Genomic DNA, 16,757 nt, shown 5'->3' on the forward strand with positions numbered 1-16,757 from the left:
ATTGCTGCCCTCTTTCTGATTTCCGCCCTCCTGGCAGGAGTTCTTCCGTATGCCCGCGTACAACTCGGCCGCCGCTTCCGCTTCCGGCTCCGGCTCCGTCCCCGCTTCGGCCTCAGGCCCGTCCGCCGTCCCGGCCTCCGGTCCGGGTCCCGTCCCGGTGACGGTGCTCGGCCTCGGCTCCATGGGCAGCGCCCTCGCCGCCGCCTTCGTCGCCGCCGGACATCCCACCACCGTCTGGAACCGCACCTCCGCGAAGGCCGCCCCGCTGGTCGAACTGGGCGCCGTCCAGGCCCCTTCGGCAGCGGCGGCGGTGGCCGCGAGCCCGCTGGTCGTCGCCTGTCTGACCGGGTACGAAGGCACCCGGGCCGTACTCGAACCGGCCGTCGCCGAGCTGGCGGGCCGTACCCTCGTCACCCTCAACAGCGGCTCCCCGCAGGGGGCGCGCGAGATGGCCGCCTGGGCCGCCGCCATGGGGGCCGCCTTCCTCGACGGGGCGGTGAAGAACGTCCCGCAGGCGGTCGGCGCCCCCGGGACCCAGCTGCTGTACGCCGGGCACCGGGCGGTCTTCGACGCGTACGAGCCCGTACTGCGGATCCTCGGCGGCGACACCGTCCACCTCGGCGAGGAGACCGATCTGGCCGCCCTGTACGAGATGGCCGTCGGCGCCACCCTGCTCCCGGCCCTCGTGGGCTTCCTCCACGGCGCGGCGCTGCTGACCGGCCGGGGCCGGACGGCCGCGTCGATGGTGCCGTACAGCGTGAAGTGGCTGGAGATGATCGCCTCGGTCCTCCCGGCCCTCGCCGACGAGATCGACCGGGGCGACTACGACCGGCCGTTCTCCTCGGTCGGGGTCTTCGCGGCCGGGATGGGCGACGAGACCCGGCAGTCCGAGGAGGCCGGTCTCGACACCGGCTGGCTGGAACCGCTCCAGGAGCTGATCCGGCGGGCCGTCGCCGAGGGCCGGGCCGAGCAGAGTGTGTCGGCCCTGATCGAGGTACTGCGGCGGCCGATTCCGGCGGCATGACCCGTACGGGCGGCGGCCCGGACCCGGTCGCCGCCTGCCCCCGTTTCCACCTCCGTCCGATCCGGTGGCCCGCGCACCCGGCGCGTTTCCCGAGGGACGCCCTAGGGTGACGAAATGACCCCCGAATCCCCAGGTTCCGGTTCCAGTTCCGGTTCCGCTTCCGCTCGCGCCACCCCTTCCCCCGTCGCCTCGGCGGGCCGGTCCGCCGATTCCGCCGATTCCGCCGAGCCCGCCGCTTCCGGTCCCGCTCCGGTCCCGCCGGGTGTGGACCGCTATCTCGCCGGGCTGTTCTCCCTCGCCGGCCGTACCGCCGTGGTCACCGGCGGCAGTTCCGGAATCGGCCGGGCGATCGCCACGGCGCTCGCCGAGGCCGGGGCGCGGGTGGTGATAGTGGCCCGGCGGGAGGCCGAACTCTCCGCCGCGGTCGACGAGCTGACCGCCGCAGGCCACCGGGCGGCGTGGGTGAGCGCCGATCTCGGCGGCCGGGCGGCGGTCCGGCGGGCGGCGGACGAGGCCGCGGCCTTCTTCGGGGAGCCGGACATTCTGGTCAACGCGGCCGGTATCAATCCGCGTCCGCCGATGAACGACCTCACGGACGAGGTCTGGGACGCCACGATGGCGGTCAATCTGACGGCGCCGTTCCTGCTCGGGCAGCGGTTCGGCCCGGGGATGGCGAGCCGGGGCCACGGCCGGATCGTCCACATCACCTCGCAGCAGGCGCACCGGGCCTTCGTCCAGAGCGGCGCCTACGGGGTCTCCAAGGGCGGCCTGGAGTCGCTGGCCCGGTCGCAGGCGGAGGCGTGGTCCCCGTACGGCGTCACCGTCAACACTCTCGTCCCGGGTGTGGTGCTGACTCCGCTCAACGCCCGGCTGGCCGAGAACCCCGCGAAGGTCGCCGAACTCGCCGGGCGGACCATGGTCGGCCGGAACGGTCTGGCGGCGGATTTCGCGGGCGCGGCGGTCTTCCTGGCGAGCGACGCCTCGGCGTACGTCACCGGGCAGGCGCTGTTCGTGGACGGCGGGCTGTCCGTGCACTGAACCCGCCCGCGCACCCGGGCGGACAGCGACCGACGGGTACGGACAGAAAGGTCCGTATCAGGTTGAGGCGGGCCAATGACGCCAACTCCATGAAGACGTACAAGGGCCGCGGCTCCGCCCCCGAGCGGGGGAGCCGCGGCCCTTGTGAGTGTCCGGTGGGGACGGCCGGGTCAGAGCACCCGGACCGCGCCGGTCGCCGGGTAGCCCGACAGGTCCTGGATGACGACGCCCTTACGGGAGTTGGCCGCGTCCAGGTACTTGCCGTCACCGATGTAGACGCCGGTGTGGTACGCGTTGCCCTTGGCGCCCCAGTAGAGGATGTCGCCGACCTTGAGGTTGCTGGTGCCCACCTCGACACCGGCTCGCGACTGGTCCTGGGAGACCCGCGGCAGCTCGATGTTGACCTGGCGGAAAGCGGCCCGCACCAGGCTGGAGCAGTCCCACGAGTTGGGGCCGGTGGCACCCATCACATAGGCGTCGCCGACCTGGGCCTTGAGGAAGTTGATGACGGTCGCCACGGATCCCGAGGCGGCCGTCGAGGACTTCGGGGCCTTGGTCGCGCTCTTGGCGGAGGTGAGCGTCGTACGGGCGGCGTCACGGGCGGCGCGCTCGCGGTCGGCGGCACGCTTCTTCGCCTCGGCGCGCGCGGCCTCGGCCTTGCGCAGGGCCTCCGCCTTCGCCTTCTTGGCGGACGAGGACGCCTTGGCGGCCGAGGCGTTCTCGGTGTCCTGGAGCGTCTGGTCCAGCGCGACCTGCTGCGAGTTGGCGGCGGACTGCGCGACGACATGGGAGATGGAGGAGGCCGCGTCGAACGCGGGCATCTCAATGGTCTCGGTCACGGGGTCGGCGCTGGCCGGCCCGGCCGCACCGGCCACTGCGACGGTGCTGAGGACGCCACCGGCAACCCCCGCCCGGAGCGCGATGTTCGAGGCGCTGCGCCGGCGGGGCTTCCGGTGGCTGGGTATGTGAGCGGTGTGGGACATGGGTACACCGTTATCAGTCGTACATAGTCGCCATCAAGAAACGTGGGTTGCGCCACAGTTGCGACCGGAATCTATCAATCCGCTTCTGACGGGCCTTTATTGACGCCGTCACGGGCAATCCGGACATTCATGATCACGCCCATGAGCATGTGGTTTCTATAAATAGTCCGAATTGCCGAGCGCCTACCACCCGGGTCCTCCGATGGCCAAGCCCTCTTGTTCGCGCGCTCCGGGCCTGTGACGCAGGTCACAGCTTCGCGGGGTGTGGGGTGCGTTTCCGGACACGGACGTTCCCCGTCCGGTAGTTACCGACAGAAGTTCGTGAACCCGCGCACGCATCCGTGCCGCACCCGCCGCGAGGGGCACTCGATGTCACTCAGTGTATCGGAATGGATCCCGTGCGGCGCGCCCCCGGGGGTGCTCCGGCGTGAGCGGCGCCCGGCCCTCGAAGGTGCCGTCCGGCGCCGCTTCCGGCGCTCTCCGCCCGGGTGAGGTGATGTCGGCTTGTGGCGCCTTTTATCACTCGAAGCGGCCCATCGCCAATTTGCCCGGATGGTCGATGCCTTGATAGGGGGTCACCGCTCCGACCAGCGTAAACGCCGTCCGCCGTGACTCCTGGTGATCTTCAGGACGCGCCCCGTATGAAGATCGTTCCTTTTTGCGGCGCATGATCGCCCGTCAGGTGGTGGAGATCACAAAGGCGATGCATGACCCCGTGTCGCAGATCACAGGACGCCGGGCATAAGATGCGGGGCAACCGGGCTTGTGAACTGCCTCACATGTACGCGATCTTCGAGGCGGCCAGCAGTGAAACGGCCCGGTGCGGTCCACGGTCAGCGACGACTGGAAGGAGCGAGGAGGGTGAACGCGTATGTGCCCATCCTTGTACTCGGCGCCCTCGGGGCAGGGTTTGCGATCTTCTCCGTGGTCATGGCCACGTTGATCGGCCCCAAGCGGTACAACCGGGCGAAGCTCGAGGCGTACGAGTGCGGCATCGAGCCCACTCCCACCCCGGCGGGTGGCGGGCGATTTCCGATCAAGTACTACCTGACGGCGATGCTCTTCATCATCTTCGACATCGAGATCGTCTTCCTTTATCCCTGGGCGGTCAGCTTCGACGCCCTCGGGATCTTCGGTCTCGTCGAGATGTTGCTCTTCGTGCTCACCGTCTTCGTCGCCTACGCCTATGTCTGGCGTCGCGGCGGCCTGGAATGGGACTAGGGGCTGAGGGGCACCTATGGGACTCGAAGAAAAGCTGCCGAGCGGTTTCCTGCTGACCACCGTCGAGCAGGCCGCGGGATGGGTGCGCAAGGCGTCCGTCTTCCCCGCCACCTTCGGACTGGCCTGCTGCGCCATCGAGATGATGACGACCGGCGCGGGCCGCTACGACCTGGCCCGGTTCGGTATGGAGGTCTTCCGCGGCTCACCCCGCCAGGCCGATCTGATGATCGTGGCGGGCCGGGTGAGCCAGAAGATGGCCCCCGTACTGCGCCAGGTCTACGACCAGATGCCCAACCCCAAGTGGGTCATCTCCATGGGTGTCTGCGCCTCGTCCGGCGGGATGTTCAACAACTACGCCATCGTTCAGGGCGTCGACCACATCGTCCCCGTGGACATCTATCTGCCCGGCTGCCCGCCGCGCCCCGAGATGCTGATGGACGCGATCCTCAAGCTCCACCAGAAGATCCAGACCTCCAAGCTCGGGGTCAACGCGGAGGAGGCGGCCCGCGAGGCGGAGGAGGCGGCGCTGAAGGCGCTCCCCACCATTGAGATGAAGGGTCTTCTCCGGTGAGTGACGTACCCAATCCCGAGAAGGAACTGAGCGAGCAGAACCTTCCCGGCCAGCGTGGCGAGCACGGTGAGGAGATCCGCGTCCAGCGCGGCATGTTCGGCGCCGACAACGGCGGTGACACCTCCGGCTACGGCGGGCTCGTCCGGTCCGTACGCCTCCCCGGCCCGGCCACCCGCCCCTACGGCGGCTACTTCGACGAGGTCGCCGACGAACTGGAGGGCGCCCTGGAGGAACAGGGCATCGTCCCCGAGGAGGCCATCGAGAAGACGGTGGTCGACCGGGGCGAGCTGACGTTCCACATCGCCCGGGAGCAGTTGCCCGCCGTGGCCCGCACCCTCCGGGACGATCCGGCCCTGCGGTTCGAGCTCTGTACGGGGGTGAGCGGTGTCCACTACCCCGACGACAAGGGGCGGGAGCTGCACGCCGTCTACCACCTGAGGTCGCTCACCCACGGCCGGCTGATCCGGGTCGAGGTGTCCGCCCCGGACGCCGATCCGCACGTCCCGTCGCTGGTCGCCGTCTATCCGACGAACGACTGGCACGAGCGCGAGACCTACGACTTCTTCGGGCTGGTCTTCGACGGCCACCCGGCCCTGGCGCGGATCATGATGCCGGACGACTGGCAGGGCTACCCGCAGCGCAAGGACTATCCGCTCGGCGGTATCGCCGTCGAGTACAAGGGCGCCCAGATCCCGGCTCCTGACCAGCGGAGGTCGTACTCGTGAGCACATCCTCACCGTCCGCGCCCGGCTCCGCCGCCGCGCGCGAGACCACCGAGGGCCCCGTCTACACGGTCACCGGCGGCGACTGGGACGAGATCGTCGAGTCGGCGGCCAAGGCCGACGACGAGCGGATCGTCGTCAACATGGGCCCGCAGCACCCCTCCACGCACGGGGTGCTCCGGCTGATCCTGGAGATCGACGGCGAGACCGTCACCGAGGCCCGGTGCGGTATCGGCTATCTCCATACCGGGATCGAGAAGAACCTCGAATTCCGGACCTGGACGCAGGGCACCACGTTCGTGACCCGGATGGACTATCTGACGCCGTTCTTCAACGAGACGGCGTACTGTCTCGCGGTCGAGAAGCTGCTCGGCATCGAGGACCAGATCCCGGACCGGGCCAGTGTCATCCGCGTCCTGCTGATGGAGCTGAACCGGCTCTCGTCCCATCTGGTGTGCATCGCCACCGGCGGGATGGAGCTGGGCGCCACCACGATCATGATCTACGGCTTCCGGGACCGGGAACTCGTCCTGGACCTCTTCGAGCTGATCACCGGTCTGCGGATGAACCACGCCTACATCCGCCCCGGCGGACTCGCCCAGGATCTGCCGTCCGGCACGGTCGACCGGCTCCGCGAGTTCGTCCGGACCATGAAGAAGAACCTGCCGCAGTACGACGCGCTCGCCACCGGCAACCCCATCTTCAAGGCCCGGATGCAGGACATCGGCTATCTCGACCTCACCGGCTGTATGGCGCTGGGCGCCACCGGGCCGATCCTGCGGGCCGCCGGACTCGCCCACGATCTCCGCAAGACCGATCCGTACTGCGGCTACGAGAACTACGAGTTCGACGTACCGACCGCCGACACCTGCGACTCGTACGGCCGGTTCCTGATCCGGCTGGAGGAGATGCGCCAGTCCCTGCGGATCATCGAGCAGTGCATTGACCGGCTCGCCCCCGGACCGGTCATGGTCGCGGACAAGAAGATCGCCTGGCCCGCCCAGCTGGCCCTCGGGCCCGACGGGCTCGGCAACTCCCTCGACCACATCAAGAAGATCATGGGCACCTCGATGGAGGCCCTGATCCACCACTTCAAGCTGGTCACCGAGGGCTTCCGGGTCCCGCCCGGACAGACGTACGCGGCGGTCGAGTCGCCCAAGGGCGAACTCGGCGCGCATGTCGTCTCCGACGGCGGCACCCGCCCCTACCGGGTCCACTTCCGCGACCCGTCCTTCACCAACCTTCAGTCCATGGCGGCGATGTGCGAGGGCGGCCAGGTCGCCGATGTCATCGTCGCCGTGGCGTCCATCGACCCCGTGATGGGAGGCGTCGACCGATGACGGCCCAGTCGTCGAACCCAGGGGTGCAGCTCGGGATGCCCCAGCTCCCCGCACCCGACTACCCGGCCGAGGTCCGCACCCGGCTGGAGACGGACGCCAAGGAGATCATCGCCCGCTATCCCGGCTCCCGCTCCGCCCTGCTGCCGCTGCTGCACCTGGTGCAGTCCGAGGAGGGCCATGTCACCAGGACCGGGATCCAGTTCTGCGCCGACGTCCTCGAACTCACCACCGCCGAGGTCACCGCGGTCGCCACCTTCTACACCATGTACCGGCGCAAGCCGTCCGGTGACTACCAGGTCGGCGTCTGCACCAACACGCTCTGCGCGGTGATGGGCGGCGACGCCATCTTCGACACCCTCAAGGAACATCTGGGCGTCGGCAACGGCGAGACCACCGACGACGGCGCGGTCACGCTGGAGCACATCGAGTGCAACGCGGCCTGCGACTTCGCGCCCGTGATGATGGTGAACTGGGAGTTCTTCGACAACCAGACCCCCGAGTCCGCCAAGCGCCTGGTCGACGACCTGCGCGCCGGGCGTCCCGTCGAACCCACCCGCGGCGCGCCGCTCTGCACCTTCAAGGAGACCGCCCGGATCCTCGCCGGATTCCCCGACGAGCGCCCCGGCGCCGTCGAGGCGAGCGGCGGCGCCGGACCCGCGTCCCTGATCGGGCTGCGCCTGGCCAAGGGCGAGGGACTGCCGCCCAAGGTGGTCTCCCCGCGCCCCGGCCGGGACACGTCCGCCCCCGGCCCGGCGCACCCCACCGCCGGACCGGCCGTCGAGGAGGGGGAGTGATGACCGTGTCCACCGACTACGGAGACACCGGAACGGGAGCCGACGGCGCCCCGGAGAAGCTGCTCGCCCCCGTACTCTCCGCCTTCTGGGACGATCCCCGCTCCTGGACTCTGGAGACTTACCGCCGCCACGAAGGCTACGAGGGGCTCCGCAAGGCCCTGGCGATGGCGCCGGACGATCTGATCGCGTACGTCAAGGACTCCGGACTGCGCGGTCGCGGCGGCGCCGGCTTCCCCACCGGGATGAAGTGGCAGTTCATCCCGCAGGGCGACGGCAAGCCCCACTACCTCGTCGTCAACGCCGACGAGTCGGAGCCCGGGACCTGCAAGGACATCCCGCTGCTCTTCGCCAATCCGCACTCCCTCATCGAGGGCATGATCATCGCCTCGTACGCGATCCGTTCCAGCCATGCCTTCATCTACCTCCGCGGTGAGACCGTCCCGGTCCTGCGCAGGCTCCACGAGGCGGTCCGGGAGGCGTACGCGGCGGGCTATCTCGGCAAGGACATCCTCGGCAGCGGTCTCGACCTCGACATCACGGTGCACGCGGGCGCGGGCGCGTACATCTGCGGCGAGGAGACCGCTCTCCTGGACTCCCTGGAGGGACGGCGCGGCCAGCCCCGGCTGCGACCCCCCTTCCCCGCGGTCGCCGGACTGTACGCATGCCCCACTGTCGTCAATAACGTCGAGTCCATCGCCTCGGTTCCCGCGATCGTCAACCGGGGCAAGGACTGGTTCCGTTCCATGGGCACCGAGAAGTCCGCGGGCTTCACGCTCTACTCGCTCAGCGGCCATGTCGCCAACCCCGGCCAGTACGAGGCCCCGCTCGGGATCACCCTCCGCCAGCTCCTCGACATGAGCGGCGGAATGCGCCCCGGGCACCGGCTGAAGTTCTGGACCCCCGGCGGCTCCTCCACCCCGATGCTGACCGACGCCCATCTCGACGTACCCCTCGACTACGAGGGCGTCGGCGCCGCCGGATCCATGCTGGGCACCAAGGCCCTCCAGTGCTTCGACGAGACCACCTGCGTGGTCCGCGCCGTCACCCGCTGGACCGAGTTCTACGCCCATGAGTCCTGCGGCAAGTGCACCCCCTGCCGCGAGGGCACCTACTGGCTGGTCCAGCTGATGCGCGACATCGAGAACGGCATCGGCGTCGCCTCGGACCTCGACAAGCTGAACGACATCGCCGACAACATCAACGGCAAGTCGTTCTGCGCCCTCGGCGACGGCGCCGCCGCCCCGATCTTCTCGTCGCTCCAGTACTTCCGCGAGGAGTACGAGCGCCACCTCGACGGCCGCGGCTGCCCCTTCGACCCCGCCAAGTCGACCGCCTGGGCCGACCGGAACCCCACCACCACGGAGGTGAACGCATGACGGTGACCACCAGCGCTCCCTCCGGGGGCGACCAGGCACCGGTACCGCCCGAGGACCTCGTGACCCTGACCATCGACGGCTCCGAGATCAGCGTGCCCAAGGGCACCCTGGTCATCCGGGCCGCCGAACTCCTCGGCATCGAGATCCCCCGGTTCTGCGACCACCCCCTCCTCGACCCCGCGGGCGCCTGCCGCCAGTGCATCGTCGAGGTCGAGGGCCAGCGCAAGCCGATGGCGTCCTGCACCATCACCTGCACCGACGGCATGGTCGTCAAGTCGCAGCTCAGTTCGCCCGCCGCCGAGAAGGCGCAGAAGGGCGTGATGGAGCTGCTGCTGATCAACCATCCGCTGGACTGCCCGGTCTGCGACAAGGGCGGCGAATGCCCGCTCCAGAACCAGGCCATGTCCCACGGCGACGCCGACTCCCGGTTCGAGGGCCGCAAGCGGACGTACGAGAAGCCGGTCGGGATCTCCACCCAGGTCCTGCTCGACCGTGAACGGTGCGTGCTCTGCGCCCGCTGTACCCGGTTCTCCAACCAGATCGCCGGCGACCCGATGATCGAACTCCTGGAGCGGGGCGCCCTCCAGCAGGTCGGCACCGGCGAGGGCGACCCCTTCGAGTCGTACTTCTCCGGCAACACCATCCAGATCTGCCCGGTCGGCGCGCTCACCTCGGCCGCCTACCGGTTCCGCTCCCGCCCCTTCGACCTGGTGTCGTCGCCGAGCGTCTGCGAGCACTGCGCGGGCGGCTGCGCCACCCGTACCGACCACCGGCGCGGCAAGGTGATGCGGCGGCTGGCCGCCGACGAGCCCGAGGTCAACGAGGAGTGGATCTGCGACAAGGGACGGTTCGGCTTCCGCTACGCCCAGCGGCCCGACCGGCTCACCAGCCCCCTGGTCCGCGGCGACGACGGTGAACTGCGGCCCGCGAGCTGGCCGGAGGCGCTGGCCGCCGCCGCCGAGGGACTCACCGCCGCCCGCGGCCGGACCGGGGTCCTCACCGGCGGACGGCCGACCGTCGAGGACGCGTACGCCTACGCCAAGTTCGCCCGGGTCGCCCTCGACACCAACGACATCGACTTCCGGGCCCGGGTCCACTCCACCGAGGAGGCCGACTTCCTGGCCGCCCGGGTCGCGGGCCGGGGCCGGGACATCGACGGCGGCGGCACCACCTACACCGCCCTGGAGCAGGCGCCCGCCGTCCTCCTCGTCGGCTTCGAGTCCGAGGAGGAGGCCCCCGGCGTCTTCCTGCGGCTCCGCAAGGCCAACCGCAAGCACGGCCAGCGGACCTACGCCCTGGCCACCCACGCCACCCGCGGACTGGCCAAGGCGGGCGGCACCCTGCTGCCCGCCGCGCCCGGGACCGAGACCGAGTGGCTGGACGCGCTCAGCGGCACCGTCGGCCTGACGGGCGACGGTGCCCGGGCCGCCGAGGACCTGCGCCGCGACGGCTCCGTGATCGTCGTCGGCGAACGGCTCGCGGGCGTCGCGGGCGGACTCACCGCCGCCGTCCGGGCCGCCACCGCGACCGGCGCGACCCTGGTGTGGATCCCGCGCCGGGCCGGTGAGCGGGGCGCCGTCGAGGCGGGCGCGATCCCGTCCCTGCTGCCCGGCGGCCGCCCGGCCACCGACCCGCGGGCCCGGGAGGAGGTCGCCGAGGTCTGGCGCGTACGGGAACTCCCGCACGGCTACGGCCGCGACACCGGCCAGATCGTCGAAGCCGCGGCCACCGGCGCGCTCACCGCCCTGGTCGTCGGCGGCGTCGAGATCGCCGATCTGCCCGACCCGGCCCGCGCCCGCGAGGCCCTGGACGCCGTCGGCTTCCTGGTTTCCCTGGAGCTGCGGCCCTCCGAGGTCACCGACCGGGCCGATGTCGTACTCCCGGTCGCCGCCGTCGCCGAGAAGTCCGGCACCTTCCTCAACTGGGAGGGCAGGGCCCGGATGTTCGAGGCGGCGCTGAAGCCGGAACAGATGACCCGGAACCTCGCCCCCGGCGACGCCCGGGTCCTCCATATGCTCGCCGACGCGATGGACGTCCACTTCGCCCTGCCCGATGTGAAGGCGGTACGGCGGGAGATGGACCGGCTCGGTTCCTGGACCGGGCCGCGCGCCACCGAGCCGATGGAGATCCCGCAGCCGCTGCCCCGGCCCGGCGACGGCGAGGCCGTACTCGCCGGACACCGGCTCCTGCTCGACCAGGGCCTGCTCCAGCAGGGCGACGAGGCGCTGGCGGGCACCCGGCACGCCGCCGTCGCCCGGCTGTCGGCGGCCACCGCCGCCGAGACCGGGGTCGAGGACGGCGACGCGCTCGCCGTCACCGGCCCCGCCGGGACCGTCACCCTGCCGCTCCGGGTCACCGAGATGCCCGACCGGGTGGTCTGGCTGCCGCTGAACTCCACCGGCGGCGGCGTCGCCTCCGACACCGGCGCGGTACCGGGGCAACCGGTCCGGATCGGGCCCGCCGACGCGACCGCGGAAGCCCCGGAGGTGCGCTCATGACCGGCCAGACGCTGACCGTGCTCGCGGCCGAGGACCTGTCGCTGTTCGGCCGCGACCCCTGGTGGCTGATCGTCATCAAGGCCGTGTTCTGCTTCGCCTTCCTGATGCTGACCGTGCTCTTCTCCATCGTCTGGGAGCGCAAGGTCGTCGCCTGGATGCAGCTGCGGATCGGCCCCAACCGGCACGGCCCCTGGGGCATGCTCCAGTCCCTCGCCGACGGCATCAAGCTGATGCTGAAGGAAGACGTCATCGTCAAGCGGGCGGACAAGGTCGTCTACGTCCTCGCCCCGATCATCGCCGCCATCCCGGCATTCATGGCGATCGCGGTCATCCCCTTCGGACCCGCGGGCAACGAGGTCTCGATCTTCGGGCAGCGGACCACGATGCAACTCACCGACCTGCCCATCGCCATGCTGTACGTCCTGGCGATCGCGTCCGTCGGGATCTACGGCATCGTCCTCGCGGGCTGGTCCTCCGGGTCCACGTACCCCCTGCTCGGCGGTCTCCGCTCGTGCGCCCAGATGATCTCGTACGAGATCGCCATGGGCGCCGCCTTCGCCTCCGTCTTCCTCTACTCCGGGTCCATGTCGACCTCGGCGATCGTCGAAGCGCAGGCCGACCGCTGGTTCGTGATCCTGCTGCCGGTCTCCTTCATCATCTACGTCGTCACCATGGTCGGCGAGACCAACCGGGCGCCGTTCGACATGCCGGAGTCCGAGGGCGACCTGGTCGGCGGCTTCAACACCGAGTACAGCTCGATCAAGTTCGCGATGTTCATGCTGGCCGAGTACGTCAACATGGTCACCGTCTCCGCCGTGTCCGTCACCCTCTTCCTCGGCGGCTGGCGCGCCCCCTACCCGATCTCCACGTTCTGGGAGGGCGCGAACCACGGCTGGTGGCCGCTGCTCTGGTTCGTCCTCAAGGTACAACTGCTCCTCTTCTTCTTCATCTGGCTCCGCGGCACCCTGCCGCGAGTCCGCTACGACCAGCTGATGAAGCTGGGCTGGAAGGTCCTCATCCCGGTCTCCGTCGTCTGGCTGATGCTCGTCGCCACCGTGCGGGCGCTGCGGAACGAGGAGTACGACTTCCAGCAGATCCTGCTCTATCTGGGCGGCCCGATCCTGGCGATCCTGCTGCTCACCTTTGTCGCCGACATGTTCCGCGGCGGGCGGGAGAAGCGGGCCGAGGCCGAGGCGGCGCACGAGCCGCCCGCGGTGTTCGACCCGATGGCGGGCGGATATCCGGTACCGCCGCTGCCCGGCCAGACGCTGCCCCCGGTACCGCGCAGGCGGCCGAGGCGGGAGCGGGAACTCATTGTCAGTGGTGGCGCCAATACTGTGAGTGACGGTTCGGAAGGCGGACCCTCGCGTGACGGAAAGGAGGCCGACGGTGTCTGAGCGAGCGGAGAATTCGCGGGACGTGCAGCGTGCTCGGGGTGGCGCTGCGGAGTCTCCGGGAGCGGGCCCGGGGCCGGATTCGGCTTCGACTCCGGCTTCGGAGGAGAAGTTCCTGAATCCGGTGGCCGGGTTCGGGGTGACCTTCAAGGCCATGTTCAAGAAGCGGCTGACCGAGCAGTATCCGGAGCAGCCGAAGGTCACGGCGCCGCGCTTCCACGGCCGGCACCAGCTGAACCGCCATCCGGACGGCCTGGAGAAGTGCGTCGGCTGCGAGCTGTGCGCCTGGGCCTGCCCCGCCGACGCCATCTATGTGGAGGGCGCCGACAACACCGAGGAAGAGCGGTACTCCCCCGGTGAGCGGTACGGCCGGGTGTACCAGATCAACTACGCCCGCTGCATTCTCTGCGGGCTCTGCATCGAGGCGTGCCCCACCCGGGCGCTGACCATGACCAACGAGTTCGAGCTGGCCGACAGCTCCCGCGAGAACCTGATCTACACCAAGGAACAGCTTCTCGCCGGGCTCACGGAGGGCATGGTCGAGACGCCCCACGCCATCTACCCCGGCACCGACGAGGGCGACTACTACCGGGGGCAGGTCACCGAGGCCGCCCCCGGCACGGTCCGTCAGGTCGCCGTATCCAAGGGGGAGAAGGGCGAGGAGGTGGACGCATGACCGGCCCGCAGTCGGCCGGGCTCGACCCGGCCGGGCTCGCCGCCCTGGCCGCGAGCACCACATCGACGGGCGAGGCCGTCCAGTTCTGGATCCTCGGCACCGTCGCGGTGATCGGCGCGCTCTGTACGATCCTGATGCGGCGGGCCGTGCACAGCGCCCTCTGCCTCGCCGGGACCATGATCATCCTCGCGGTGTTCTACCTGGCCAACGGCGCCTACTTCCTGGGCGTCGTCCAGATCGTGGTCTACACCGGCGCGATCATGATGCTCTTCCTCTTCGTGGTGATGCTGGTCGGCGTCACCGCCGCGGACTCCCTCAAGGAGACCCTGAAGGGGCAGCGCTGGCTCGCCCTCACCTGCGGACTCGGCTTCGGCATCCTGCTGATCGCCGGGATCGGCAACGCCTCCCTGGAGACGTTCAACGGCCTGGGCGCCGCCAACACCGCCCGCGGCGGCAATGTGGAGGGCCTCGCCGCCCTCATCTTCACCAAGTACGTCTTCGCCTTCGAGATCACCGGCGCCCTGCTGATCACCGCCGCCGTCGGCGCGATGGTGCTCACCCACCGGGAGCGCACCGAACGCGCCCTGACCCAGCGCGAGCTGGCGGAGGAGCGGGTCCGCGAGGGCAAGCACCTGCCGCCGCTGCCCGCCCCCGGCGTCTACGCCCGGCACAACGCGGTGGACATCGCCGCCCTGCTGCCCGACGGCACCCCGTCCGAGCTGTCCGTCAGCCGCACCCTGCGCGAGCGCGGCCAGATCCGCGACGTCTCCGCCCAGGCGATGGCCGACCTCAAGGCGCTGGAGCAGCGGTCCGAGGAGCGGCTCGGCCGCGAGCCCGGCAACGCCGCCACCGGACAGGCCGACCCGCCGGGCGCCGGACGCGATCAGGACCGGGACGAAGAGGAGGCCAGTCGGTGAATCCGGTCAACTACCTCTATCTCGCCGCCCTGCTCTTCACCATCGGCGCGGCCGGGGTCCTGATCAGGCGGAACGCCATCGTGGTGTTCATGTGCATCGAGCTGATGCTGAACGCCTGCAATCTCGCGCTGGTCGCGTTCTCCCGGATGCACGGCAACCTCGACGGCCAGATCATCGCGTTCTTCACGATGGTCGTCGCCGCCGCCGAGGTCGTGGTGGGGCTCGCGATCATCGTGTCGCTGTTCCGTTCCCGCCACTCGGCCTCGGTCGACGACGCCAGCCTGATGAAGCTGTGAGGGGCTGAATCGTGGAGAACCTGATTGCGCTGCTCATCGCGGCGCCCCTGCTGGGAGCGGCGGTCCTGCTCTGCGGCGGGCGACGGCTCGACCGGGCCGGTCATCTGATCGGTACGGCGTTCGCCGCCGCGTCGTTCGTCGTCGGCGCGGTCCTCTTCGCCGACATGGTGGGCAAGCCTGCGGACGAGCGGCTGCTGCACCAGGAGCTGTTCAGCTGGATTCCGGTGGAGGGCTTCCAGGCCGACATCGCCTTCCAGCTCGACCAGCTGTCGATGACGTTCGTCCTGCTGATCACCGGTGTCGGCACCCTGATCCATGTCTACTCCATCGGCTATATGGAGCACGACGAGCGCCGCCGCCGCTTCTTCGGCTATCTGAACCTCTTCCTGGCGGCGATGCTGCTGCTGGTGCTGGCCGACAACTATCTGCTGCTGTACTTCGGCTGGGAGGGCGTCGGTCTCGCCTCGTACCTCCTGATCGGCTTCTGGCAGCACAAGCCCAGCGCCGCCACCGCCGCGAAGAAGGCGTTCCTGGTCAACCGGGTCGGTGACATCGGCCTCTCGATCGCCATCATGCTGATGTTCACCACCTTCGGCACCTTCGCCTTCGCGCCGGTGCTGGCCTCGGCGGACGAGGCGAGTTCGGCGACCCTGACGGGTATCGGGCTGATGCTGCTGCTGGCCGCCTGCGGCAAGTCGGCGCAGGTGCCGCTGCAGTCCTGGCTCGGGGACGCGATGGAGGGCCCGACCCCGGTCTCGGCCCTGATCCACGCGGCCACCATGGTGACCGCCGGTGTCTATCTGATCGTCCGCTCCGGCGCGATCTTCAACGCCTCGCCGGACGCCCAGCTGGTCGTGGTCATCGTCGGCGCCGTCACCCTGCTCTTCGGTGCGATCGTCGGTTGCGCCAAGGACGACATCAAGAAGGCGCTCGCCGGATCCACGATGTCCCAGATCGGCTATATGATCCTCGCCGCCGGACTGGGCCCCATCGGCTATGTCTTCGCCATCATGCACCTGGTGACCCACGGATTCTTCAAGGCCGGGCTCTTCCTCGGCGCGGGCTCCGTGATGCACGGCATGAACGACGAGGTCGACATGCGCAAGTACGGCGGTCTGCGGAAGTACATGCCGGTCACCTTCGTCACCTTCGGCCTCGGCTATCTGGCGATCATCGGCTTCCCCGGCCTCTCCGGCTTCTTCTCCAAGGACATGATCATCGAGGCCGCCTTCGCCAAGGGCGGCACCGAGGGCTGGATCCTCGGCGGGGTCACCCTGCTGGGCGCCGCGATCACCGCGTTCTACATGACCCGGGTGATGCTGCTGACCTTCTTCGGCGAGCAGCGCTGGCAGCCCGACGAGAAGGGTGAGCTGCCGCATCCGCACGAGTCGCCCAAGACCATGACGATCCCGATGATCGTGCTGGCCTTCGGCTCGGTCTTCGCGGGCGCGTTCTTCGGTATCGGGGACCGCTTCCTGCACTGGCTCGCCCCGGTCACCGGTGAGAGCCACGGCAACCCGCCGGTCAGCGCGCTCACCGTGACCACCGCCACCGTCGTGGTGATGGTGGTCGGGGTCGCGATCGCCTGGTGGATGTACGGCCGCCGGCCCGTACCGGTCACCGCGCCGCGCGGTTCGGCGCTCACCCGGGCCGCCCGCCGCGATCTGCTCCAGGACGACTTCAACCATGTGGTCCTGGTCCGCGGCGGCGAGCACCTCACCCGCTCCCTGGTCTATGTCGACCACTCCCTGGTGGACGGCGTGGTCAACGGCACGGCGGCGACGGTCGGCGGACTCTCCGGCCGGATGCGCAAACTCCAGAACGGCTACGTCCGCTCGTACGCCGTCTCGATGTTCGGAGGTACGGCGGTGCTGATCGCCGCGACCCTGCTGATGAGGGCGGTGTAA

At 69.9% G+C, this 16,757-nt stretch carries 15 protein-coding genes; 14 read left to right on the plus strand and 1 reads right to left on the minus strand.

The window, feature by feature from the left end:
- The first annotated feature begins 49 nt into the window (after positions 1–49).
- Complete coding sequence (locus AB0G74_RS13815; protein ID WP_361144835.1) at positions 50–1,024, plus strand: NAD(P)-binding domain-containing protein; 975 nt, start codon at positions 50–52, stop codon at positions 1,022–1,024.
- A gap of 114 nt (positions 1,025–1,138) precedes the next feature.
- Positions 1,139–2,062: an SDR family oxidoreductase gene (locus tag AB0G74_RS13820; protein WP_361144838.1), complete on the plus strand. Its 924-nt coding sequence runs from the start codon at positions 1,139–1,141 to the stop codon at positions 2,060–2,062.
- A 170-nt stretch (positions 2,063–2,232) separates the two neighbouring features.
- Here the strand turns inward: AB0G74_RS13820 and AB0G74_RS13825 are convergent, their stop codons facing one another.
- Positions 2,233–2,901 carry a C40 family peptidase gene (locus AB0G74_RS13825; protein ID WP_361144841.1) on the minus strand — a complete coding sequence of 223 codons (669 nt, stop codon included), beginning with the start codon at positions 2,899–2,901 and terminating at the stop codon, positions 2,233–2,235.
- 1,005 nt (positions 2,902–3,906) lie between these two features.
- Between AB0G74_RS13825 and AB0G74_RS13830 the strand changes: the two genes are divergently transcribed.
- Genes AB0G74_RS13830 through nuoL form a run of 12 tightly spaced genes read left to right on the plus strand, consistent with a single transcriptional unit; the run spans position 3,907 to position 16,757 of the window.
- Complete coding sequence (locus AB0G74_RS13830; protein WP_358824353.1) at positions 3,907–4,266, plus strand: NADH-quinone oxidoreductase subunit A; 360 nt, start codon at positions 3,907–3,909, stop codon at positions 4,264–4,266.
- A gap of 16 nt (positions 4,267–4,282) precedes the next feature.
- Positions 4,283–4,837 (plus strand): NADH-quinone oxidoreductase subunit B, encoded by a 555-nt coding sequence (locus tag AB0G74_RS13835; protein ID WP_003998928.1) that lies wholly within the window; start codon positions 4,283–4,285, stop codon positions 4,835–4,837.
- Positions 4,834–5,562, plus strand: a complete 729-nt coding sequence (locus AB0G74_RS13840; protein WP_361144844.1) for an NADH-quinone oxidoreductase subunit C — start codon at positions 4,834–4,836, stop codon at positions 5,560–5,562. The genes AB0G74_RS13835 and AB0G74_RS13840 overlap by 4 nt, the downstream gene beginning before the upstream one ends.
- Entirely contained in the window at positions 5,559–6,899 is a 1,341-nt protein-coding gene (locus tag AB0G74_RS13845; protein WP_361144847.1) for an NADH-quinone oxidoreductase subunit D, read from the plus strand. Before AB0G74_RS13840 ends, AB0G74_RS13845 begins: the two co-directional genes overlap by 4 nt.
- Complete coding sequence (nuoE, locus tag AB0G74_RS13850; protein WP_361144850.1) at positions 6,896–7,693, plus strand: NADH-quinone oxidoreductase subunit NuoE; 798 nt, start codon at positions 6,896–6,898, stop codon at positions 7,691–7,693. The genes AB0G74_RS13845 and nuoE overlap by 4 nt, the downstream gene beginning before the upstream one ends.
- Positions 7,693–9,069 (plus strand): NADH-quinone oxidoreductase subunit NuoF, encoded by a 1,377-nt coding sequence (gene nuoF / locus AB0G74_RS13855; RefSeq protein WP_361144853.1) that lies wholly within the window; start codon positions 7,693–7,695, stop codon positions 9,067–9,069. Before nuoE ends, nuoF begins: the two co-directional genes overlap by 1 nt.
- Entirely contained in the window at positions 9,066–11,567 is a 2,502-nt protein-coding gene (locus AB0G74_RS13860) for an NADH-quinone oxidoreductase subunit G (RefSeq protein ID WP_361144855.1), read from the plus strand. Before nuoF ends, AB0G74_RS13860 begins: the two co-directional genes overlap by 4 nt.
- The gene (gene nuoH / locus AB0G74_RS13865) at positions 11,564–12,964 is read left to right on the plus strand and encodes an NADH-quinone oxidoreductase subunit NuoH (protein ID WP_361144858.1); all 1,401 of its coding nucleotides are present in this window, start codon (positions 11,564–11,566) and stop codon (positions 12,962–12,964) included. The genes AB0G74_RS13860 and nuoH overlap by 4 nt, the downstream gene beginning before the upstream one ends.
- Positions 12,957–13,637, plus strand: coding sequence for an NADH-quinone oxidoreductase subunit NuoI (gene nuoI / locus AB0G74_RS13870; protein ID WP_361144861.1), 681 nt, complete (start codon positions 12,957–12,959; stop codon positions 13,635–13,637). The genes nuoH and nuoI overlap by 8 nt, the downstream gene beginning before the upstream one ends.
- Positions 13,634–14,554 (plus strand): NADH-quinone oxidoreductase subunit J, encoded by a 921-nt coding sequence (locus AB0G74_RS13875; RefSeq protein WP_361144864.1) that lies wholly within the window; start codon positions 13,634–13,636, stop codon positions 14,552–14,554. The genes nuoI and AB0G74_RS13875 overlap by 4 nt, the downstream gene beginning before the upstream one ends.
- Entirely contained in the window at positions 14,551–14,850 is a 300-nt protein-coding gene (gene nuoK, locus AB0G74_RS13880) for an NADH-quinone oxidoreductase subunit NuoK (protein WP_093661653.1), read from the plus strand. Before AB0G74_RS13875 ends, nuoK begins: the two co-directional genes overlap by 4 nt.
- 11 nt (positions 14,851–14,861) lie before the next feature.
- On the plus strand, positions 14,862–16,757 hold the full coding sequence (nuoL, locus tag AB0G74_RS13885; RefSeq protein WP_361144868.1) for an NADH-quinone oxidoreductase subunit L: 1,896 nt from the start codon (positions 14,862–14,864) through the stop codon (positions 16,755–16,757).

The organism is Streptomyces sp. NPDC020875, assembly GCF_040641415.1.
GTDB lineage: Bacteria > Actinomycetota > Actinomycetes > Streptomycetales > Streptomycetaceae > Streptomyces.